Source organism: Pararhizobium sp. DWP3-4, from assembly GCF_049898205.1.
Classification (GTDB): Bacteria; Pseudomonadota; Alphaproteobacteria; order Rhizobiales; family Rhizobiaceae; genus Pararhizobium.
The window spans coordinates 262,275-279,299 of record NZ_JAFCXF010000001.1 but is presented as its reverse complement, the minus strand read 5'-3'; the positions used below and the strand labels follow the sequence as shown (position 1 = coordinate 279,299).

Genomic DNA, 17,025 nt, shown 5'->3' with positions numbered 1-17,025 from the left:
GGCGGCGGCGTTATTCGCCGATAATCCCCGGCCTGGAAATCACGCCCGCCAGTGGATATCGCCCTTCAGGCCGGCATGAGCGTCCTCGACCATCGGCACGACCAGAACCCGATTGGGATCGACCGGCCCCGGAAAGGTCAGCGCGCCATAGGCGACTTTTTCGAAACCGAGCGGCTGGTAATAGGGCGGATCGCCGACGAGGATCACACATTGCGACCCCTTGCGCCGCGCCGCCTCCACCGCGATGCGCACCAGCTCGCGGCCAATGCCGCGGTTCTTGTGCGAGGGGCGAACGGCAAGCGGTCCGAGCAGATGACCCTTGATCGAACCGGCCATCACAGGGGTCATCCGCACGGAGGCTATGGTTTCACCATCGTCGGCGCAGACGAACGATAGCGCCAGATCGTGCGGCCCCTGCTCGCGGATGCGGGCAGCGGCGCGGGCGAACCGGCCGGGGCCGAACGCTTCTTCATTGATGATTTCGATGGCTGCGTCGTGGGAAGCGTCTTCGGTAAGATAGACGAGATCGTGCTTTTTCATGAACATCGGAAAACCGGGCATACGAGACAAAAATATGATGGCTTCGCCCTCAGGGGCGTTTGCAGCATCAGCGTCGTCGTGGGCTTCCCGGGAAAGACATCAACTTTGATCCGTGTTCAGAAAAATTCTGCAAGGCCGGATAGCAGAAAAACGCGCCGCGTCAAAGCCTAAAACGCACTGTTCAGATTTTGCGCACTATATGCGCCGATCTGATGCGCTATCTATGGATCATGAATTCACAAACAAACGGCACTTTCGCCGCAGGAGATTGACGATGGGCATGCTGGTTGATGGCGTCTGGCAGGACGTCTGGTACGATACCAAGGAAACCAAGGGACATTTCAAGCGGGCGGCATCGCAGTTCCGCAACTGGATCACCGCCGACGGTTCGGCCGGCCCGACGGGTGAAGCAGGCTTCAAGGCAGAGCCAGGGCGCTACCACCTCTACGTATCGCTTGCCTGCCCTTGGGCCCATCGCACGTTGATCTTCCGCAAGCTGAAGAAGCTGGAAGACCTGATCACCGTCTCGATCGTCGATCCGTTGATGTTGTCGAAGGGCTGGGAGTTCAAGAACGAGATCGGCGGCACCGTCGACCACCTGTTCGGCTCGGAGGCGCTCTGGCAGGTCTATGTGAAGGCTGATCCGCATTATTCCGGCCGCGTCACCGTGCCGGTGCTCTGGGACAAGCAGCAGAACAAGATGGTCTCCAACGAATCCGCGGAAATCATCCGCATGTTCAACTCGGCCTTCGACGGCTTGACCGGGTCCAACGACGATTTCTATCCGCAAGAACTGCGCGGTGAAATCGATGCCCTGAACGAGCGTATCTATGGCGCCGTCAACAATGGCGTCTACAAGGCGGGCTTTGCCACGGCGCAGGACGCCTATGCGGAAAGCGTCACGACGGTATTCGAGGCGCTGGACGAACTGGAAGAGCGCCTGTCCACCCGCCGCTATCTGAGCGGCGAACGGATCACCGAGGCCGATTGGCGGTTGTTCACAACGCTGGTGCGCTTCGATCCTGTTTATGTCGGACACTTCAAGTGCAACATTCGCCGCATCGCCGATTACCCGAACCTGCAAGCCTATCTGCAGGATCTCTATCAGGTGGCCGGTGTCGCCGAGACGGTCAACATGCGCCACATCAAGGAGCATTATTACCGCAGTCACACGATGATCAATCCGACTGGCGTCGTGCCCGTTGGGCCGGTGCTCGCCCTCGACGCGCCGCACGGCCGCGAAAAACTGGCTGCCTAACTACCACACGTCGGCTGGCGGAGCGCTTTCCAAGAGTTCCGCCAGGCGCCGGCGCGTCGCAGGCGTCGTTTCCGCCGGCAGGGCATCAAGCGCAAAGAAGCCGCTCTCAACGATTTCCATATCCGGTTTCTTCGGCGAAACCTGCCGGACATTGCGGCAGCGATAGAAGATCACATGGTCGCGATTGCTGGTCTGCCGGTTGAAATAGACATGGAAAAGCTCGGGTGGACCACTCATTTCAAGATTGCCCTCCTCGCGCAACTCCTTGACGAGTGCCTGCAAGGCCGTCTCGCGCCGCTCCAGCCCGCCACCCGGCATATGCCAACCGGGGAGATAGGAATGCCGGACCAGAAAAACCCGGCCCTCGGCATCGAAGCAGGCAGCACGAACCCCCATCGTCATGCCGCGTGCGATGGCGAAATAGCTGTGGGCCAAGCGTGTCAGGAGCCATGATCTCCAGCTTCGCATTTCCGGCGGCGCTGCACTCATGCCGGTCCGGTTCCTTTCGTTGTGTCACGCCGAGGATAAAGCGTCTGGAATGATTCCCCTTTTCGGGAATATGCGCTAGGTACGAAGGATGTTCAAACTCGCCCATATTTCCGACATCCATCTCGGCCCCCTGCCCGACCTTTCCTTCCGTGAACTCGCATCGAAACGCATTACCGGATTCGTCAACTGGCACCGCAACCGGCGCAATCATCTGGTCGGCAACACGCTCAACCTTTTGATGGACGAAATCGAGCGGATCGATCCGGATCATCTGGCGATAACAGGCGATCTGGTCAACCTTGCCTCCTCACGCGAGATCGAGGTCGTGACGGAATGGTTGCGCGAAGCGGGAGAACCGGAAAACATCTCGATCGTTCCGGGCAATCACGATGCCTATGTGCCGGGTGCCTATGAGAAGACCACCAGGGCCTGGTATCCGTATATGCGCGGCGAGCGCGGACCGGCGGAATGGAACGAGGATTTTCACTGCTTTCCCTATCTTAGGGTTCGCGGCCCCGTGGCGCTGATCGGCTGCTCGACGGCAGTAGCCACGCCGCCCTTTGCCGCCAGCGGTTATTTCGGCAGCCGCCAGGCGCGCGAGACCGTTAATTTGCTGCGTGCGGCAGGCGAGGCCGGTCTCTTCCGCGTCGTGATGATCCACCATCCCCCGATCCGCGGTGCCACATCCATGCACAAGCGCATGCTCGGCATCCGCCGCTTTGCCGCGACGATCACCGCCGGCGGGGCCGAACTGGTATTGCACGGGCATACGCACCTGAACACGGTCTATTCCCTCAAGGGTCAGGTCAAGCCCGTGCCCGTCGTCGGCATCGCATCGGCCTCGCAGGGCCGTGGGGGCAAAAAGCCGCCAGCCGGGTTCAACCTGTTTTCGATCTCCGGCAGCCCGGGACAATGGAACGTCATTCGCGAACGGTTCGAACTGACGATGGACAGCCGCACCGTGACGCTGGTCGAAACCACCCGGCTCTGATCGCCCTATCGTTACTCGCCAAGCAGCGAAAAAAGACTATGCTCGCGAAATAATCGGTGCTGGTCATCCGTCCCACAAGGCTGACCGTAAGAAGGAGAACGCTGACATCGGCAAATGTCATGCGCGATCGGCTTGCCGGTATCAGTTTCAGCCAGGGAGATGACCATGATCCACAGCAAGACTGCAATGATTGCCTTATTCTCAGCCGCCTCTTTCTTTTCGCTCGGCCAAGCGGCCTGGGGTGCAGGCGAGGACACGACCGCGCCGCCGGAAAAGACCAAGACCTCCACCGAATGCAAGGACGGCAAGATCTGGGACAAGGCCAAGAAGGAATGCGTAAACGCCAAAAAGAGCGGGCTTGACGACGATATCCTGTTCAAGGCGGCCCGCGAACTGGCCTATGCCGGCCAGTATGAAAATTCGCTCAAGGTGCTCGACGCGGTCAAGGACCAGAACAGTGCCCGCATTCTCAACTATCGCGGCTACTCCAACCGCAAGGCCGGGCGCATGGAAGTCGGCATGAGCTTCTACAAGCGCGCGCTGCAGGCTGACGAAAACTATATCCTTGCCCGTTCCTACATGGGCCAGGCGCTGCTTGAACAGGGCAAGGTCGAGGAAGCCAAGGCGCAACTGATCGAGATCCGCGACCGCGGCGGCGAAAACAGCTGGGCCTATCGTGCGCTGCTCGAATCGCTCGGCGGCGTCCGCCACTATTGACGGCAATCGGGCCGGGCTTCGCTAACGCATTGCCCGGCCTGATATTTGACGTTGAGAAACGTCCCTGAAGTGGCAAAATATGCCCTTCCAATACGCTGCCGACTTGCAGACCATGGTTCAAATGTTTCATATCAACCGGCGTCTATTTAGACCGGACGAATAAAGCCCCGATCCGGAACGTTTTCTTTGGAAGAGCAATGCGTCAAGCGGCAGAATCGAACGAATTCCGACGGGACCTGGTCAGCGTGCTGCCCAAGTTGCGCCGTTTCGCGATGACGCTGACGCGCAAGGCGGCCGATGCCGATGATCTGGTGCAGGAGGTTTGCGAGCGTGCAATCACCCGTTACCACCTGTGGAACGGCGAAGGGCGGCTTGAGAGCTGGATATATGCAATGACACGCAACCTCTGGATCGACGAGATCAGAAAGCGCCGGGTGCGCACCGGCGGTGGAACGGTCGATGCTTCCGAGCAGGATGAACTCTCGATCGAGGCATCCGGCGAAAAGGCTGTCTATCTCAACCAGCTGCAGAAGATGATCCTCTCGATGCCGGAGGGGCTGGCAAGTGTTTTCCTTTTGGTGAATGTCGAAGGGCATAGCTACCGGGAAGCAGCCGACATCCTGAAGATACCGATCGGAACGGTGATGAGCAGGCTTTCGACCGCGCGCCTGCGCCTGGCCGCAATGATTACAGAGACGACGGAAAGGAGGGCCTGAATGTTGCAAAGCACGAAGGGGCTCCCGCTCGACGTTCGGCTGTCGGCCTATCTCGACGGCGAAGTCAACGAGGCGGAACGTAAGGAACTGGAACAGCTGGTGGCGCGCGATGACGAGGCCCGGCGGGTCTTTGACATGCTTCAGGCGGGAAATGCCTTCGGCAACAAGGCGTTCGAGGAATTCCTTCACGATCCGGTGCCGCTGTCGCTGGTTCGCCGGATCAAGCAGGGGCCGGGCGTCAATCCAAAGACCGAGCGGGTCGTGACCGCGACGCCGCGCCAGGCAAAGCAGCGCCTGTGGCCGCGCGCGCTCGCCGCCTCCGCGGCCCTGCTGCTTGTCGGCGGCTCGACCGGTTTCATCATCGGCAAGACTGGCAATGACGATGACCAGCCATTGAAAATGGCCGCTGCCCGCACATGGCTCGACGATATCGCTGACTATCACCGCATCTATGCGCGCCAGACAGCGGAACATTTGGTCGAGGTACCAGCCTCTGCGGGCGGCAAGATCGAGGGCTGGCTGGCTTCGAACGTCGGCGTGAACTTTGCGCTGCCGGACTTGAGCGACAAGGGCCTGACCTTCGAAGGCGCCCGCCTGCTGGTCGCAACCGGCAAGCCGGTGGCGCAGCTGATGTACAAGGACCAGGACGGCGACGTCTTTGCGATTTGTTTTCTGAAGAGCACGCCCGGCAGCACCGACGGCAAGATGACCGAAAGCATGCGCGACGACATCGCAATGATTTCATGGCAGAAGGCCGGCGCGTCCTACGTCGTGGTCGGCCCCTCATCCGATGCAAGCCTGCATGAACTGGCGACAGCGGTCTCGACCGCGATCTGAATTTTGCCTTGCCATGTGCAAAGGGCCGCATCCTCGCAGGAAGCGGCCCTTTCTGTTTGAATCAACTCTTTCAAGACGCCGCGTAAACGGCTGAATTATTTGGCCTTCAGTTCCAGCACCCGGTTCGCTGCCGAAACAATGGCCTCGAGAGAGGCTGCGACGATATTGGTGTTGATGCCAACACCAAACAGCTTTCCACCAGGATACTCGACCTCGACATAGGCGATGGCGGCCGCATTCGAGCCGTGCTGCAGCGAATGCTCGGAATAATCGGCGACCGACATGTCTACGCCCAGATAGATCGACAGCGCATTGATGAAGCCGTCGATGGGACCGGTTCCCTTGCCTTCGATCCGCTTGGTTTCGCCATTGTCGGTGATTTCGGCGGCAACGACGCGCACGCCCTTGTGCTCGCCGACCGGATAGGTGTGGTGGTCGACGAAGCGGATGCGCGCATCCGGCTGATCGACGTAACGCTCGATGAAACGCCCGTGGATCGCCTTTGACGGCAACTCCTTGCCGAACTCGTCGGTGATGCGCTGGATATCCTCGCGGAACTCGACCTGCAGGTTGCGCGGCAGGTTGATGCCGTAATCGGCTTGCAGGATATAGGCAATGCCGCCCTTGCCCGACTGCGAGTTGATGCGGATGATCGCCTCATAGGACCGGCCGACATCCTGCGGGTCGATCGGCAGATAGGGCACTTCCCACAATGGCTTGTTGGCAACCTTGATCGCCTTCATGCCCTTGTTGATGGCGTCCTGATGCGAGCCGGAGAAGGCCGTATAGACCAGTTCGCCGACATACGGATGACGCTCGGGAATGACCATCTGGTTGGAATATTCGTAGACTTCCTTGATCCGCTCGATGTCGGAGCAATCCAGTTCCGGGTCGATGCCTTGTGTGAACATGTTGAGCGCCAATGTCACCACATCGACATTGCCGGTCCGCTCGCCATTGCCAAACAGCGTGCCCTCGACACGGTCGGCGCCAGCCATCAGCGCCAGCTCGGTGGCAGCGATGCCCGTGCCGCGGTCATTGTGCGGGTGCAGGGAAATGATCAGGTTTTCGCGATTGTCGAGGTTGCGGCACATCCACTCGATCTGGTCTGCATAGACGTTGGGCGTCGCCATCTCGACGGTCGAGGGCAGGTTGAGGATCAACTTATTGTCCGCCGTCGGCTGGATGATCTCGGCAACCGAGTTGCAGATTTCCAGCGCCACTTCCAGCTCTGTGCCAGTAAAGCTCTCCGGTGAATATTCGAACCGGAAACCGCCACCGGCCTTGGCGGCCATGTCGGCAATCATCTTGGCGGCGTCGGTGGCGATCTGCTTGATCCCCTTGACGTCCTTGGCAAACACCACACGCCGCTGCAGCTCGCTGGTCGAATTATAGAAATGCACGATCGGCTTGGTGGCGCCCTGCAGCGATTCGAACGTCCGGGTGATCAGCTCGGGACGGCACTGAACCAGCACCTGCAAGGAGACGTCGGCGGGAACATTGCCTTCCTCGACGCACCAGCGGGCAAAATCGAAGTCGGTCTGCGAGGCAGATGGGAAGCCGATCTCGATTTCCTTGAAGCCCATGTCGAGCAGCAGCTGGAACATCCGGGCCTTGCGGTCGTGACCCATCGGATCGACCAGCGATTGGTTGCCGTCGCGCAAATCCACCGAACACCAGACCGGCGCCTTGGTGATGGTGTTGCCCGGCCACGTCCGGTCGGGAATGTTGATCTGCGGATAGGGCTGATACTTGACCGCCGCTTCAGGCATGCCTTGCTTGACGGTGTGGGACTTCATGATCATTGCGGCTTCTCTTCATCTGTGAGGCGCATGGCCCGCATGCAATAACCGATCGACGGTCGCATTGCGACGGCAAAATGCTGGCTCTCGGGTTCTTTTCGTGTCTGGAATTCAAAGGAGGCAAGGAGCTGGGGCCGGTGGGCTTTCGGCCACCGGGCGCTCCTTCAAAGAACCCGGCAACCGCGTGTAAGGCCGAGAAGAAGAAGCGATGTAAAGGCGCGCGAACGCTCCGCGATGGCAATGTGCCTGCGGGAAACCTGTTCGACGATGATGGCGCCTGTCTTCAACATGAGGCTTGTATAGCTGCAGATAAATTTCAGGGCAAGAGAGGTGTTTGGAAAAAGGCGCGCGCAGGAGCTCGATCCGATTGAGAATATGGCAGATGCAGTTACAATATCCACATGAGCGAAATTCCGATCAGCATCGCTAAGGACAAATTTTCCGAGCTTGCTCGCCGTGCCGAAGCCGGAGAGAGGATCACGATTACTCGCTTTGGCAAGCCGGTCATGGACCTCGTTCCATTGAAACGAAGCGTCGGCTCCAACCATCCCGAAGAGCCGTTGACACCATCGCCGGCACCAAAGCGCTAAGCGCAATCTGGCAATAAAAAGCCCCGCTGGGCGACCAGCGGGGCTTGAATGCTTCGGATATCGATCAGCCTTAGATATCGGCAGCCGATTTGACGATGCGCGATACCAGGCCGTAGGACTTGGCTTCCTCGGCGGAGAGCCAGTAGTCGCGGTCCGTGTCCTTGGCGATCTTTTCGACCGGCTGGCCGGTGGCTTCGGCAAAGATCCGGTTCAGACGCTCGTTCATCTTGATGATTTCACGGGCCTGGATCTCGATGTCGGACGCCATGCCGCGCGTGCCACCGGAGGGTTGATGCAACAGGAAACGGGTGTTCGGCAGGCAAATGCGCCGTTCCTTCGGAGCCGACACGTAGATCAGCGCACCGGCGGAAGCCACCCAGCCCGTTCCGATCATCCAGACCTTCGGCTTGATGAACTTGATCATGTCATGGATCGAATCGCCGGATTCGACGTGTCCACCCGGCGAGCTGACGAAGATGCGGATATCATCATCGCTGGCTGCGGAAAGCGCAACGAGCTGCGAGCAAACCTTTTGAGCCAGCTCCTGATTGATCGGGCCATAGATGAAAATCGAGCGAGACTTGAAAAGGTTCGCCTCAGTCTCTTTGCCCAAAGTCAATTCCTTGACCTTGTCGTCGTCTTCTTCGTTCATCATGCGAACTCTCCCGCGAAATAAATTCAAATGTTCTGCCGCTGTCAGATAAGGCGACTCGACTGCGAAAACAATGCAACAAAAGCGGATACGGATGAAAGCTCAATCCGCAACACCCTGCGGCTATGGTAAAGATGCCGGTTAAGGCAATTGCCGTATGGACAGCGAAATATCGCCAAATAAGATGCTCAGGTCATGAATTCGCATCCGGCGGGGCTGCCTCCCACATTCCCCGCCCACCAATGGGGACAACAATGAAAAGACGCCTTCTTCTCGCCGCAGCCAGCTTTGCCGCTTCGACAGTGCCTGCCTTTGCCCATCTCGATCCCGCCGAACACGGATCGTTGATGGCTGGCTTTACCCATCCGCTGTCAGGCCTCGACCACATTCTCGTGATGCTCGCCGTCGGCCTCTGGGCAGCGCAGATCGGCGGACGCGCGCTGTGGGTGGTGCCCTGCGCCTTTGTCGGCACCATGGCCTTCGGTTTTGCGCTGGCGATGGCCGGTATCCACCTGCCATTCGTCGAGCCCGCCATTCTCGCCTCCGTCGTCGCCCTTGGCCTTTTGGTTGCCATGGCCGTCCGCATGGAAACCGCTGCCTGCGCCGCCGTCGTCGGCGTTTTCGCGCTCTTCCACGGGTATGCCCATGGCGGCGAGCTCGGATCCGCCGGCGCCCTGCCCTTCAGCGCCGGTTTCGTGATGGCCACCGCGCTCCTGCATATTGCCGGAATGGGCCTTGGACTCGGCATCGGCCGGCTGTCCTCCGGCCGGCTCATCTCGCGCATTCTCGGCGGTCTCACCGCATTTGCCGGGCTGGCGCTGATCTTCAACTGATCCGCACTTCAGCGGGAAACGGCGGGCAAAAAGCCCGCCGTTTTTTTTCGTTTCAGCCGCGTCCTCGATAGGGCTGCACGCCCTGATCCGGCAGCCAAAGCCCTTCCGGCGGCGCGCCCGTCTGCCAGAAGACATCGATCGGGATGCCGCCGCGCGGATACCAGTAGGCGCCGATCCGCAGCCATTTCGGCGCCAGAAGATCGACCAACCGCTTGGCAATATCCAGCGTGCAATCCTCATGGAACGCACCATGATTGCGGAACGAATGCAGATAGAGTTTCAGCGACTTGGATTCGACCACCCAGCCATCCGGAACATAGTCGATGACGATATGGGCGAAATCCGGCTGCCCTGTCATTGGGCAAAGCGAAGTGAATTCCGGTGCCGTGAAGCGGACGACGAAATCCGTGCCGGCATGGCTGGTCGGAACGCGCTCGAGTACGGCCTCTTCAGGATTTTGAGGTGCCGCTACATTCTGTCCGAGTTGCGATAGACCGGAAACGTCGGTTGTTGTCATGATCTCAATCCTTCGATGACTTTGACACGAATGCCGTGGGCCTTTTCGCCTTCCGGCTCGACGTGAATGGCAATCTTGGCACCGGCATGAACCTCGCGGATGGCGTCTTCAAGGCGGTCGCAGATGTCATGCGCCTCACCCACCGGCATGGCAGCCGGAACGACCATATGGAAATCGACGAAAATCGCCGCGCCCGCCTCGCGGGTCTTCAGGTCATGCACGCCGAGAGAGCCCATCGCATTGGCGGCAATCGCCGTCTTGATCGCTTCCTCCTCGTCGGCCGGAACGGCTTTATCCATCAAACCGTCGACCGAACGGGCAATGACCTTCCAGCCCTGGTAGAGAATGTTGCAGGCAACCAGCACGGCAAGCAGCGGATCGAGCACGGCATAACCGGTGAGAATGGCAAGCACCAACCCGATGAGGACGCCGATCGAGGTGATGACATCGGAGAAGATATGATGTCCGTCGGCGGTCAATGCCGGGGAGCGCAAGGCAGCACCGGCGCGGATCAGGGTATAGGCCCAGATCGCATTGATGATACCGGCCACAAGGTTGATCGCCAGACCAAGCACCGGCGTTTCCGGCAGCTTTGGCGCCAGGATCGCAGGGATCGCTTCGGCGACGATCAACAGGGCCGCGACGACAATCAGCACCCCCTCGACGACGGCGGAAAAATACTCGGCCTTATAGTGGCCGAACGGATGTCCGGCATCTGCCGGCTTGGCGGCATAGCCGATGACGACGAAGGCGACGATGGCGGCAACGACGTTGACGATCGATTCCAGACCGTCCGACAGCAACGCCACCGAGCCAGTCACCCACCAGGCAAGCATCTTCAGACCCAGCACGGCGATTGCCAGAGGGATGCCCCAGAACGCCAGGCGTTGTGCCTTGTTTCCCTGAATTTCAGTCGCCATCGCTTATTCCTTCGTCCCATAAAAAGAACCGCCGCGCCATTTCGGGCGCAGCGGTTTTCAACCTGCGTCCATGCTGGCTCAGGCAGCCTTGATCTTTGCCCGCTTGGCCAGATGCGCCACCACATTCTCGATCATCCGCATGCCGGCATCGCCGCCCAGCGTCATGATCGATTCCGGGTGGAACTGCACCGCTGCGATCGGTTCCTTGGTATGTTCGATGCCCATGATCGTGCCGTCGTCGCTCTCGGCGGTGATCATGAAATCACGCGGCAAGGTCGAGGGATCGGCAAAGATCGAGTGATAGCGGCCAACGGTGACTTCCTTGCCGAGACCGGAAAAGACGATGCCGGGCTCCAGCACGCGGATACGCGATGGCTTGCCGTGCATCGGCACTGCCAGCTGGCGCAGATCGCCGCCATAGGCTTCGGCCAGTGCCTGCAGCCCGAGGCAGACGCCGAAGATCGGCAGATCATGGGCGCGCGCCTTCTTGATCGTCGCCTTGCAATCGAAATCCTTCGGCTTGCCAGGGCCAGGCGACAAAACAACGAGATCGGGTTTCACCCGATCGAAAACCTCGTCGGAGACCGGCGAGCGTACTGTCGTGACCGTCGCGCCCGTCTGGCGGAAATAGTTGGCCAGCGTATGAACGAAACTGTCCTCGTGATCGACAAGCAAGATCTTGACGCCGGTACCGACAGGGGCGACATCGCGGCCGGTGCCACGGCTGTTGGCTGACTTTGCGTCGCGGATCGCTGCGATCATGGCGGATGCCTTCAGTTCGGTTTCGGCTTCTTCTTCTTCCGGATTGCTGTCGTTGAGCAGCGTCGCCCCGGCCCGCACCTCGGCAATGCCTTCCTTGATGCGGATGGTGCGCAGCGTCAGGCCCGTGTTCATGTCGCCGTTGAAGCCGACCATGCCGATGGCGCCACCATACCAGAGCCGGGCGCTCTTTTCATGGCTCTCGATGAAGCGCATCGCCCACAGCTTTGGTGCACCGGTGACGGTGACGGCCCAGGCATGCGACAGGAAGCCGTCAAAAGCGTCCATATCGTCGCGCAGGCGGCCCTCGATATGATCGACAGTATGGATCAGGCGCGAATACATCTCGATCTGGCGGCGGCCTATGACCTTGACGGAGCCCGGGACGCAAACGCGGCTCTTGTCGTTGCGATCGACGTCTGAACACATGGTCAGCTCGGACTCGTCCTTCTTGGAATTCAACAGCTTGAGGATCTGTTCGCTATCGGCGATCGGATCCTCGCCGCGCTTGATCGTGCCGGAGATCGGGCACGTCTCGATGCGGCGGCCGGAGACGCGCACGAACATTTCCGGCGAGGCGCCGACCAGATATTCCTGATTGCCGAGATTGATGAAGAAGGAATAGGGCGACGGGTTGATCGCCTTCAGCCGGTTTGAAATCTCCGATGGCTTGCTTTCGCAGCGCTCATAGAATTTTTGGCCCGGAACCACTTCGAACAGATCGCCGCGGCGAAAACTTTCCTTGGCCTTGGTGACCAGCTCGGCATATTCGCCGGGACGATGGTCGCCATGCGGCGGGATGCTATCGACGGTCTGGAAGGGTTCGGGAGCGATGTCGCCGGCCTTGCCGTCAGTCGTCTTGCCGTCCTTGGAGAAGTCATAGCGGTCGATCCAGGCCTTGGCGGCATAGTGATCGACGACGAGAATTTCGTCCGGTAGGAACAGCACCATGTCGCGCTGGTCGTCGGGACGCTTCAGCTTCAGCTCGATCGCATCGAACTGGAAGGCAAGATCGTAGCCGAAGGCGCCGTAGAGGCCGAGATTGGCGTCTTCCTGCGAATAGAACAGGTTGGTGACGGCGCGCAGGACGGTGAACACCGTCGGCATTTTCGAGCGTTCTTCCTCGGTGAATACCCGGTCCGGCATGTTGATGGTCAGATCGAGACGGCGCGCCGTCGCAGTGCCGAGCGTGATATCGGCAACACTGGCCAGATGCGCCGTGACCATCTCCAACAGCGCTTCGCCGCGCTCGTTATAGGCTTCGATCCACAGCGCGCGGCCAAAAGAGGAGATGGCCAGTGGCGGATCGATGATCGCCGTGTCCCAGCGCGTGTAGCGGCCCGGATATTCGTAGTTGGAGGAGAACACCGCGCCCCGGCGTTCGTCGAGCCTATCGACATAGCTGGAGATCGCTTCGCCATAAGGGGCCTCGCGCCGCCGGCGGGTGACGGAAATGCCGCCCTTGGTGGTATAGGCTTCCGCACCGTCTGCAAGAATTGTCGTCGCCATCTGTCGCTCCGTTCAGGCCCGTCATTCCCGCGGCCCGAATACAAAAAAGCCGCCTCGAAACTTCCGGGCGGCTTATCGTCTCAATCACGCATGACTGGTCAAGGCCGCTTTAGCGAGCCCACCACCAGATTGCAATGTTGCGTGCCTGTGTCATGGCGGAATTGTTAGCGTGAGAGAGAGGATTGTGCAAGCGGGCGTGCGCGGAAAAATGGAGCCGCGATTTCCGCCGCGCCCTTTTGCATATTATGCCGGTAGCCGGGTGGACATATGCGCCTGTACGCCCTTCGGGTCGGCCGCGAAGGCTGTGGCGACGGTGCGGGTCAGTTCGCCCGGGAAAACCTCCTCTACGCCGGCCTCGACCGCATCGAGCGTTTCGCTGACGACATCCAGCGGCTGCAGGCGCGGTTCCGGCAGGCTGCGGCCCATGTCGGTCTCGACCTGCACCGGCATGGTGACGACAACCTGCGTGCCTTGGGCGAGCAGTTCCGCCCGGATCGAGCGGCTGGCGGCAAGACCTGCGGCCTTCGACGCCGAATAGGTGCCGGCCGATGGCAACGTTACCAGCGACAGGAAGGACAGGACATTGACGATGCTGCTCTGAGAAGCCTTGGCGAGGATCGGCGCGAACGCCTTCGACAGCGTCAGCACGCCGAAATAGTTGACGTCCATTTCCTGCCGGGCGATTGAAAGATCGGGAGCGGAGATAACCCCCTGCCCGCCAGCAAAACCGGCATTGTTGATCAACAGGGTGAGATCGGTTGCAATCTTGGCGGCATCAACGACATCGGCAGCATTGGTCACGTCGAGCTTGAGCGGCGCCAGGCGCGTGGGATCAAGCGCGACGAGATCTATGAGCGAGGCCGGATTGCGGGCGCCGAGATAGATTTTCTTGGCGCCACGGCGGAGCAGCTCAGTGACGAATTCGCGGCCGATGCCACGATTGGCACCGGTGACGAGAGCAACGGCATTTTCGATTTTCTGGGACATCGTTTTCTTCCTTCTACAAGTGCATATGCACAATATTGCTCGTTAAAAAGCCGGAAACAGATCCGGCTTTTACTCGTCAGGCGGCCTTGCCGGACGGGATGGTCAGCAGCATCTGGCGTAGCTCGTCGGCGCGCTCGGCTCCGACAAGCTCCACATATTCTGCCTGCGCCGCGTGCCAGCATTCGACGGCTTCCAAAAGCTTCCGTTGTCCGTTGACGGAAAGCGTCAGCAACAGCTTGCGCGATCCTTTGCCTTCCGGTTCGCTGGCCACATAACCGTCGCGCTCCAGCGGCTTCAGCGCCCGCACCAATGTCGTGCGATCCATCACCATCGCTTCGGCGATATCAGCCATGCCAGCCTTTCCCGCCTCGGCGATATAGACCAGCAACGAAAACTGCGCCGCCGTGATCCCTGCCCGCGCATAATGCCGCTCGTAAAGCTGCGACACGAAGCGCGCAGCCTGGCGAATGGCAAAGCAGTTGCAGGTGGTGATGGAGGATTGCGGCTTCATCGTTCCAAGATATATGTGCATATGCACTTTGTCAATCGGACCAGCCACGAAAAAGGAAGCGGCCTGGATGGGCCGCTTCCGGGATGTACGTTTTGGCTTGAACCTGAAGTTAGAAACGCTGCGTCAACGAGACCTTGAAGGTCCGGCCCGGCTCGGAATAGAAATCGCGCGGCTGCGAGGCTGCGGATGCCAGATTGACATCGCGGACACCCAGTGCGTTGAAGTACTTTTTGTCGAAGATGTTGTAGACACCAGCCTGAACACGAAGGCCAGAAACTTCCTCCGGCGTCCACCATCCTGTGAAATCGACGACACCATAGCCCGGCGCGTCGAAGGTCGAGGCAACTCGGTCATCCGGCATCGCGGAAGAGGCCGTCATCGAAAGATCGACCCCGAACGTATCCTGGCTGTAGCCAGCACCGATGATCGCCTTGAAAGGTGCGACCGAACGCTGACGCTGGTTTGTGTCTTCATTCTTGCCATAGGCATAGGCCAGCGAACCGTGAATGTTGAAGCCGTTGTCGAAGGTTTTCACCGCACTGGCTTCAATGCCGGAGATTCTGACGCTGCTCACATTCGTGTATTTAAACTCCATGATCCCCGTCGAAGGATTGGTGGTCGTGACGGTTTCGATGAAGTTATCGTAGGTGTTGTGGAATGCAGCAACGCGCCCTGTCAGACCACCGGTTTCGAAGTTTGTACCGATCTCGATCCCGTTGCCGGTTTCCGGCTTCAGGTTGGGGTTTCCAAGCTGGGCATAGCGGCCACCGGGGTTGTAGAAGCGGGCGTAGAGCTCGTCGACGGTCGGAGCACGGTAGGCCATCGACCATTGGGCGAACAGCTCGACTTCAGGTGTCACATCATATGTGGCGAGCAGCTTCGGTGAGATACGCGCTCCATCACGATCCTTCGGCGCACCGAATAAAACAGCGCCAGAGTTGTTTTGGAAGCCACCACCAGCCGACGCATCATAGTCGAACCAGTCGAAGCGCAGCCCAGGTGTAAGCGCGAAGGCGCTCTCGCCCATCGAAATACGATCCTCGATGGTAGCACCGACAGTTGTGCTGGTCACATTCGGGATTTCAGACTGATTGTTCAAAGACGGGCAAGTCGTCGTGCACAGGGCCCAGGTATACTGGTTCCATTTGGAACGGGCCGCATCCAGACCAACGGTCACGGAATGATCGAAACCGCCATATTCGAACTCTTTGGTAGCACTGCCGCTGAAGCCAAAGGTCTTGTTGCTGATCGAATTGTCGCGGCCGTAGGCCACATTCGCCGTCGTGCGGCCATTCGAGCCGGACGACCGCTCCAGCTCCTGCCAGTAAAGCGTAGCACGCGCAACGCGGAAGGCTTCGTCGGATGACAATGCCTCGTAATCATAATCAAGCGAAACGCGCTTGCGCGAACGGTCTTCAAAACTGTTGTAGTTACCGATGGCATACGCACGGGGAGCCCCCTGCTCCGTCCTCTGATCGAAATCAGCATCACGCCGGAAATTTTCTGCCGTCAGGCCGATGCGGTGGCCGCCTTCGAGTTGCTGACGTACCTTGAAAAGCAAGTTGCTCTGATCGAAATCGGCCGGATTTGGTTCGGTACGGGTATTGCCGTAGCTATCGACAGTTCCCCGGTTGTCACGCTCATGGCCCTTGCGATAACCGCCCTGGAACAGAACCGAAGTGTTGCCGAACTTCTTCGCTCCGGCAATAGAACCGGAAAGGCTTTCGTCTTCGCTGTCGTAGACAGACTTGACGATCCCACCCCAATCGCGGTCTTCGCCGATAAGGTCTTCAGGCTCCAGTGTCCGCAGCACAATGGCGCCACCCAGCATGCCCGAACCACCCCGGCTCGAATCCGCGCCACGGACCACGTCGAGCGCTGACAGAGATGAGAAATCAAATGTATCGCCGCCGCCGTTGGCGTTGATGGTCGCGAAGGCGCCCTGGCGTGCGCTGTTGGAGAGATAAGGAATTGGGATGCCGTCAATCACCGTCACAATGCGCGGGCCGGAAAGACCGCGCAGGTTGATACCGGCATCGGCGCGCGAGGCATTGATACCCGGATCGACGCTGCGGCCGAGATCATCCAGGTCCGTAACCTGCTTCTCCTCAATGGTCTTTTCATCGATTTCGGTCGCCAAAGGCGTGTCTGCGATACTGCCCACCGGCGCTGTCGTCGTGCTACGGGGACCCTTGACCACGATCTTTTTCAGCGTGGTCGTGCCCGCGTCCGTCTCGGCAGCCGTCGTGGCAACTGCGTCTTGCGCGAAGGAAATATGTGCCGGAAGAAGAGCGGAAGAAAACGCCACGCATGCCAAAAGAGCCGCGCAGTGATGCCGGGTAATCATGGATCAATCCTTTGATAATGTCACCGGGCTGGCTAATGAGGCATTCTGCT

Annotated in this window: 17 protein-coding genes; 7 read left to right on the top strand and 10 right to left on the bottom strand. The window is 59.5% G+C overall.

Features of this window, described 5'->3' with window-relative positions:
- Positions 1-39: 39 nt before the first annotated feature.
- Positions 40-540: a GNAT family N-acetyltransferase gene (locus ACP7E6_RS01305; protein WP_426228487.1), complete on the bottom strand. Its 501-nt coding sequence runs from the start codon at positions 538-540 to the stop codon at positions 40-42.
- A 274-nt stretch (positions 541-814) separates the two neighbouring features.
- On the opposite strand from ACP7E6_RS01305, the gene ACP7E6_RS01300 reads away from it, so the two are divergent.
- Entirely contained in the window at positions 815-1,798 is a 984-nt protein-coding gene (locus tag ACP7E6_RS01300) for a glutathione S-transferase family protein (protein WP_426227197.1), read from the top strand.
- Here the strand turns inward: ACP7E6_RS01300 and ACP7E6_RS01295 are convergent, their stop codons facing one another.
- Complete coding sequence (locus ACP7E6_RS01295) at positions 1,799-2,287, bottom strand: NUDIX domain-containing protein (protein ID WP_426227195.1); 489 nt, start codon at positions 2,285-2,287, stop codon at positions 1,799-1,801. It abuts the gene before it with no gap.
- An 88-nt stretch (positions 2,288-2,375) separates the two neighbouring features.
- Between ACP7E6_RS01295 and ACP7E6_RS01290 the strand changes: the two genes are divergently transcribed.
- The 4 genes from ACP7E6_RS01290 to ACP7E6_RS01275 all read left to right on the top strand — a co-directional run bounded on the left by ACP7E6_RS01290 (position 2,376) and on the right by ACP7E6_RS01275 (position 5,548).
- Positions 2,376-3,278, top strand: coding sequence for a metallophosphoesterase family protein (locus ACP7E6_RS01290; protein ID WP_426227193.1), 903 nt, complete (start codon positions 2,376-2,378; stop codon positions 3,276-3,278).
- Positions 3,279-3,437: 159 nt separating this feature from the next.
- Positions 3,438-3,995, top strand: a complete 558-nt coding sequence (locus tag ACP7E6_RS01285; protein ID WP_426227191.1) for a tetratricopeptide repeat protein — start codon at positions 3,438-3,440, stop codon at positions 3,993-3,995.
- Positions 3,996-4,192: 197 nt separating this feature from the next.
- Positions 4,193-4,711 carry an RNA polymerase sigma factor gene (locus tag ACP7E6_RS01280; protein WP_426227190.1) on the top strand — a complete coding sequence of 173 codons (519 nt, stop codon included), beginning with the start codon at positions 4,193-4,195 and terminating at the stop codon, positions 4,709-4,711.
- On the top strand, positions 4,712-5,548 hold the full coding sequence (locus ACP7E6_RS01275; protein ID WP_426227188.1) for an anti-sigma factor family protein: 837 nt from the start codon (positions 4,712-4,714) through the stop codon (positions 5,546-5,548).
- Positions 5,549-5,643: 95 nt separating this feature from the next.
- Here ACP7E6_RS01275 and leuA read toward each other — a convergent pair whose 3' ends face one another.
- Positions 5,644-7,353, bottom strand: a complete 1,710-nt coding sequence (gene leuA / locus ACP7E6_RS01270) for a 2-isopropylmalate synthase (RefSeq protein WP_426227186.1) — start codon at positions 7,351-7,353, stop codon at positions 5,644-5,646.
- Between the two features lie 398 nt (positions 7,354-7,751).
- On the opposite strand from leuA, the gene ACP7E6_RS01265 reads away from it, so the two are divergent.
- Positions 7,752-7,940, top strand: a complete 189-nt coding sequence (locus ACP7E6_RS01265; RefSeq protein ID WP_426227184.1) for a type II toxin-antitoxin system Phd/YefM family antitoxin — start codon at positions 7,752-7,754, stop codon at positions 7,938-7,940.
- 70 nt (positions 7,941-8,010) lie between these two features.
- Here the strand turns inward: ACP7E6_RS01265 and ACP7E6_RS01260 are convergent, their stop codons facing one another.
- The gene (locus ACP7E6_RS01260; protein ID WP_426228486.1) at positions 8,011-8,592 is read right to left on the bottom strand and encodes an ATP-dependent Clp protease proteolytic subunit; all 582 of its coding nucleotides are present in this window, start codon (positions 8,590-8,592) and stop codon (positions 8,011-8,013) included.
- A 254-nt stretch (positions 8,593-8,846) separates the two neighbouring features.
- Between ACP7E6_RS01260 and ACP7E6_RS01255 the strand changes: the two genes are divergently transcribed.
- Positions 8,847-9,425, top strand: a complete 579-nt coding sequence (locus ACP7E6_RS01255; RefSeq protein ID WP_426227182.1) for a HupE/UreJ family protein — start codon at positions 8,847-8,849, stop codon at positions 9,423-9,425.
- 52 nt (positions 9,426-9,477) lie between these two features.
- Here the strand turns inward: ACP7E6_RS01255 and queF are convergent, their stop codons facing one another.
- From queF to ACP7E6_RS01225, 6 genes are all read right to left on the bottom strand, one after another.
- Positions 9,478-9,942: a preQ(1) synthase gene (gene queF, locus ACP7E6_RS01250; RefSeq protein ID WP_426227181.1), complete on the bottom strand. Its 465-nt coding sequence runs from the start codon at positions 9,940-9,942 to the stop codon at positions 9,478-9,480.
- On the bottom strand, positions 9,939-10,862 hold the full coding sequence (locus ACP7E6_RS01245) for a cation diffusion facilitator family transporter (RefSeq protein ID WP_426227179.1): 924 nt from the start codon (positions 10,860-10,862) through the stop codon (positions 9,939-9,941). The genes queF and ACP7E6_RS01245 overlap by 4 nt, the downstream gene beginning before the upstream one ends.
- A gap of 78 nt (positions 10,863-10,940) precedes the next feature.
- The gene (locus ACP7E6_RS01240; protein ID WP_426227177.1) at positions 10,941-13,130 is read right to left on the bottom strand and encodes an anthranilate synthase; all 2,190 of its coding nucleotides are present in this window, start codon (positions 13,128-13,130) and stop codon (positions 10,941-10,943) included.
- A 243-nt stretch (positions 13,131-13,373) separates the two neighbouring features.
- On the bottom strand, positions 13,374-14,117 hold the full coding sequence (locus tag ACP7E6_RS01235) for an SDR family NAD(P)-dependent oxidoreductase (protein ID WP_426227175.1): 744 nt from the start codon (positions 14,115-14,117) through the stop codon (positions 13,374-13,376).
- A gap of 76 nt (positions 14,118-14,193) precedes the next feature.
- Positions 14,194-14,649: a MarR family winged helix-turn-helix transcriptional regulator gene (locus tag ACP7E6_RS01230; protein ID WP_426227173.1), complete on the bottom strand. Its 456-nt coding sequence runs from the start codon at positions 14,647-14,649 to the stop codon at positions 14,194-14,196.
- 88 nt (positions 14,650-14,737) lie between these two features.
- Positions 14,738-16,975, bottom strand: a complete 2,238-nt coding sequence (locus ACP7E6_RS01225; protein ID WP_426227172.1) for a TonB-dependent hemoglobin/transferrin/lactoferrin family receptor — start codon at positions 16,973-16,975, stop codon at positions 14,738-14,740.
- Positions 16,976-17,025 lie beyond the last annotated feature (50 nt).

Coding starts and splice junctions, on each gene's coding strand:
- ACP7E6_RS01305 (WP_426228487.1), bottom strand. CDS start 540: ATGAAAAAGCACGATCTCGTCTATCTTACCGAAGACGCTTCCCACGAC.
- ACP7E6_RS01300 (WP_426227197.1), top strand. CDS start 815: ATGGGCATGCTGGTTGATGGCGTCTGGCAGGACGTCTGGTACGATACC.
- ACP7E6_RS01295 (WP_426227195.1), bottom strand. CDS start 2,287: ATGAGTGCAGCGCCGCCGGAAATGCGAAGCTGGAGATCATGGCTCCTG.
- ACP7E6_RS01290 (WP_426227193.1), top strand. CDS start 2,376: ATGTTCAAACTCGCCCATATTTCCGACATCCATCTCGGCCCCCTGCCC.
- ACP7E6_RS01285 (WP_426227191.1), top strand. CDS start 3,438: ATGACCATGATCCACAGCAAGACTGCAATGATTGCCTTATTCTCAGCC.
- ACP7E6_RS01280 (WP_426227190.1), top strand. CDS start 4,193: ATGCGTCAAGCGGCAGAATCGAACGAATTCCGACGGGACCTGGTCAGC.
- ACP7E6_RS01275 (WP_426227188.1), top strand. CDS start 4,712: ATGTTGCAAAGCACGAAGGGGCTCCCGCTCGACGTTCGGCTGTCGGCC.
- leuA (WP_426227186.1), bottom strand. CDS start 7,353: ATGATCATGAAGTCCCACACCGTCAAGCAAGGCATGCCTGAAGCGGCG.
- ACP7E6_RS01265 (WP_426227184.1), top strand. CDS start 7,752: ATGAGCGAAATTCCGATCAGCATCGCTAAGGACAAATTTTCCGAGCTT.
- ACP7E6_RS01260 (WP_426228486.1), bottom strand. CDS start 8,592: ATGAACGAAGAAGACGACGACAAGGTCAAGGAATTGACTTTGGGCAAA.
- ACP7E6_RS01255 (WP_426227182.1), top strand. CDS start 8,847: ATGAAAAGACGCCTTCTTCTCGCCGCAGCCAGCTTTGCCGCTTCGACA.
- queF (WP_426227181.1), bottom strand. CDS start 9,942: ATGACAACAACCGACGTTTCCGGTCTATCGCAACTCGGACAGAATGTA.
- ACP7E6_RS01245 (WP_426227179.1), bottom strand. CDS start 10,862: ATGGCGACTGAAATTCAGGGAAACAAGGCACAACGCCTGGCGTTCTGG.
- ACP7E6_RS01240 (WP_426227177.1), bottom strand. CDS start 13,130: ATGGCGACGACAATTCTTGCAGACGGTGCGGAAGCCTATACCACCAAG.
- ACP7E6_RS01235 (WP_426227175.1), bottom strand. CDS start 14,117: ATGTCCCAGAAAATCGAAAATGCCGTTGCTCTCGTCACCGGTGCCAAT.
- ACP7E6_RS01230 (WP_426227173.1), bottom strand. CDS start 14,649: ATGCACATATATCTTGGAACGATGAAGCCGCAATCCTCCATCACCACC.
- ACP7E6_RS01225 (WP_426227172.1), bottom strand. CDS start 16,975: ATGATTACCCGGCATCACTGCGCGGCTCTTTTGGCATGCGTGGCGTTT.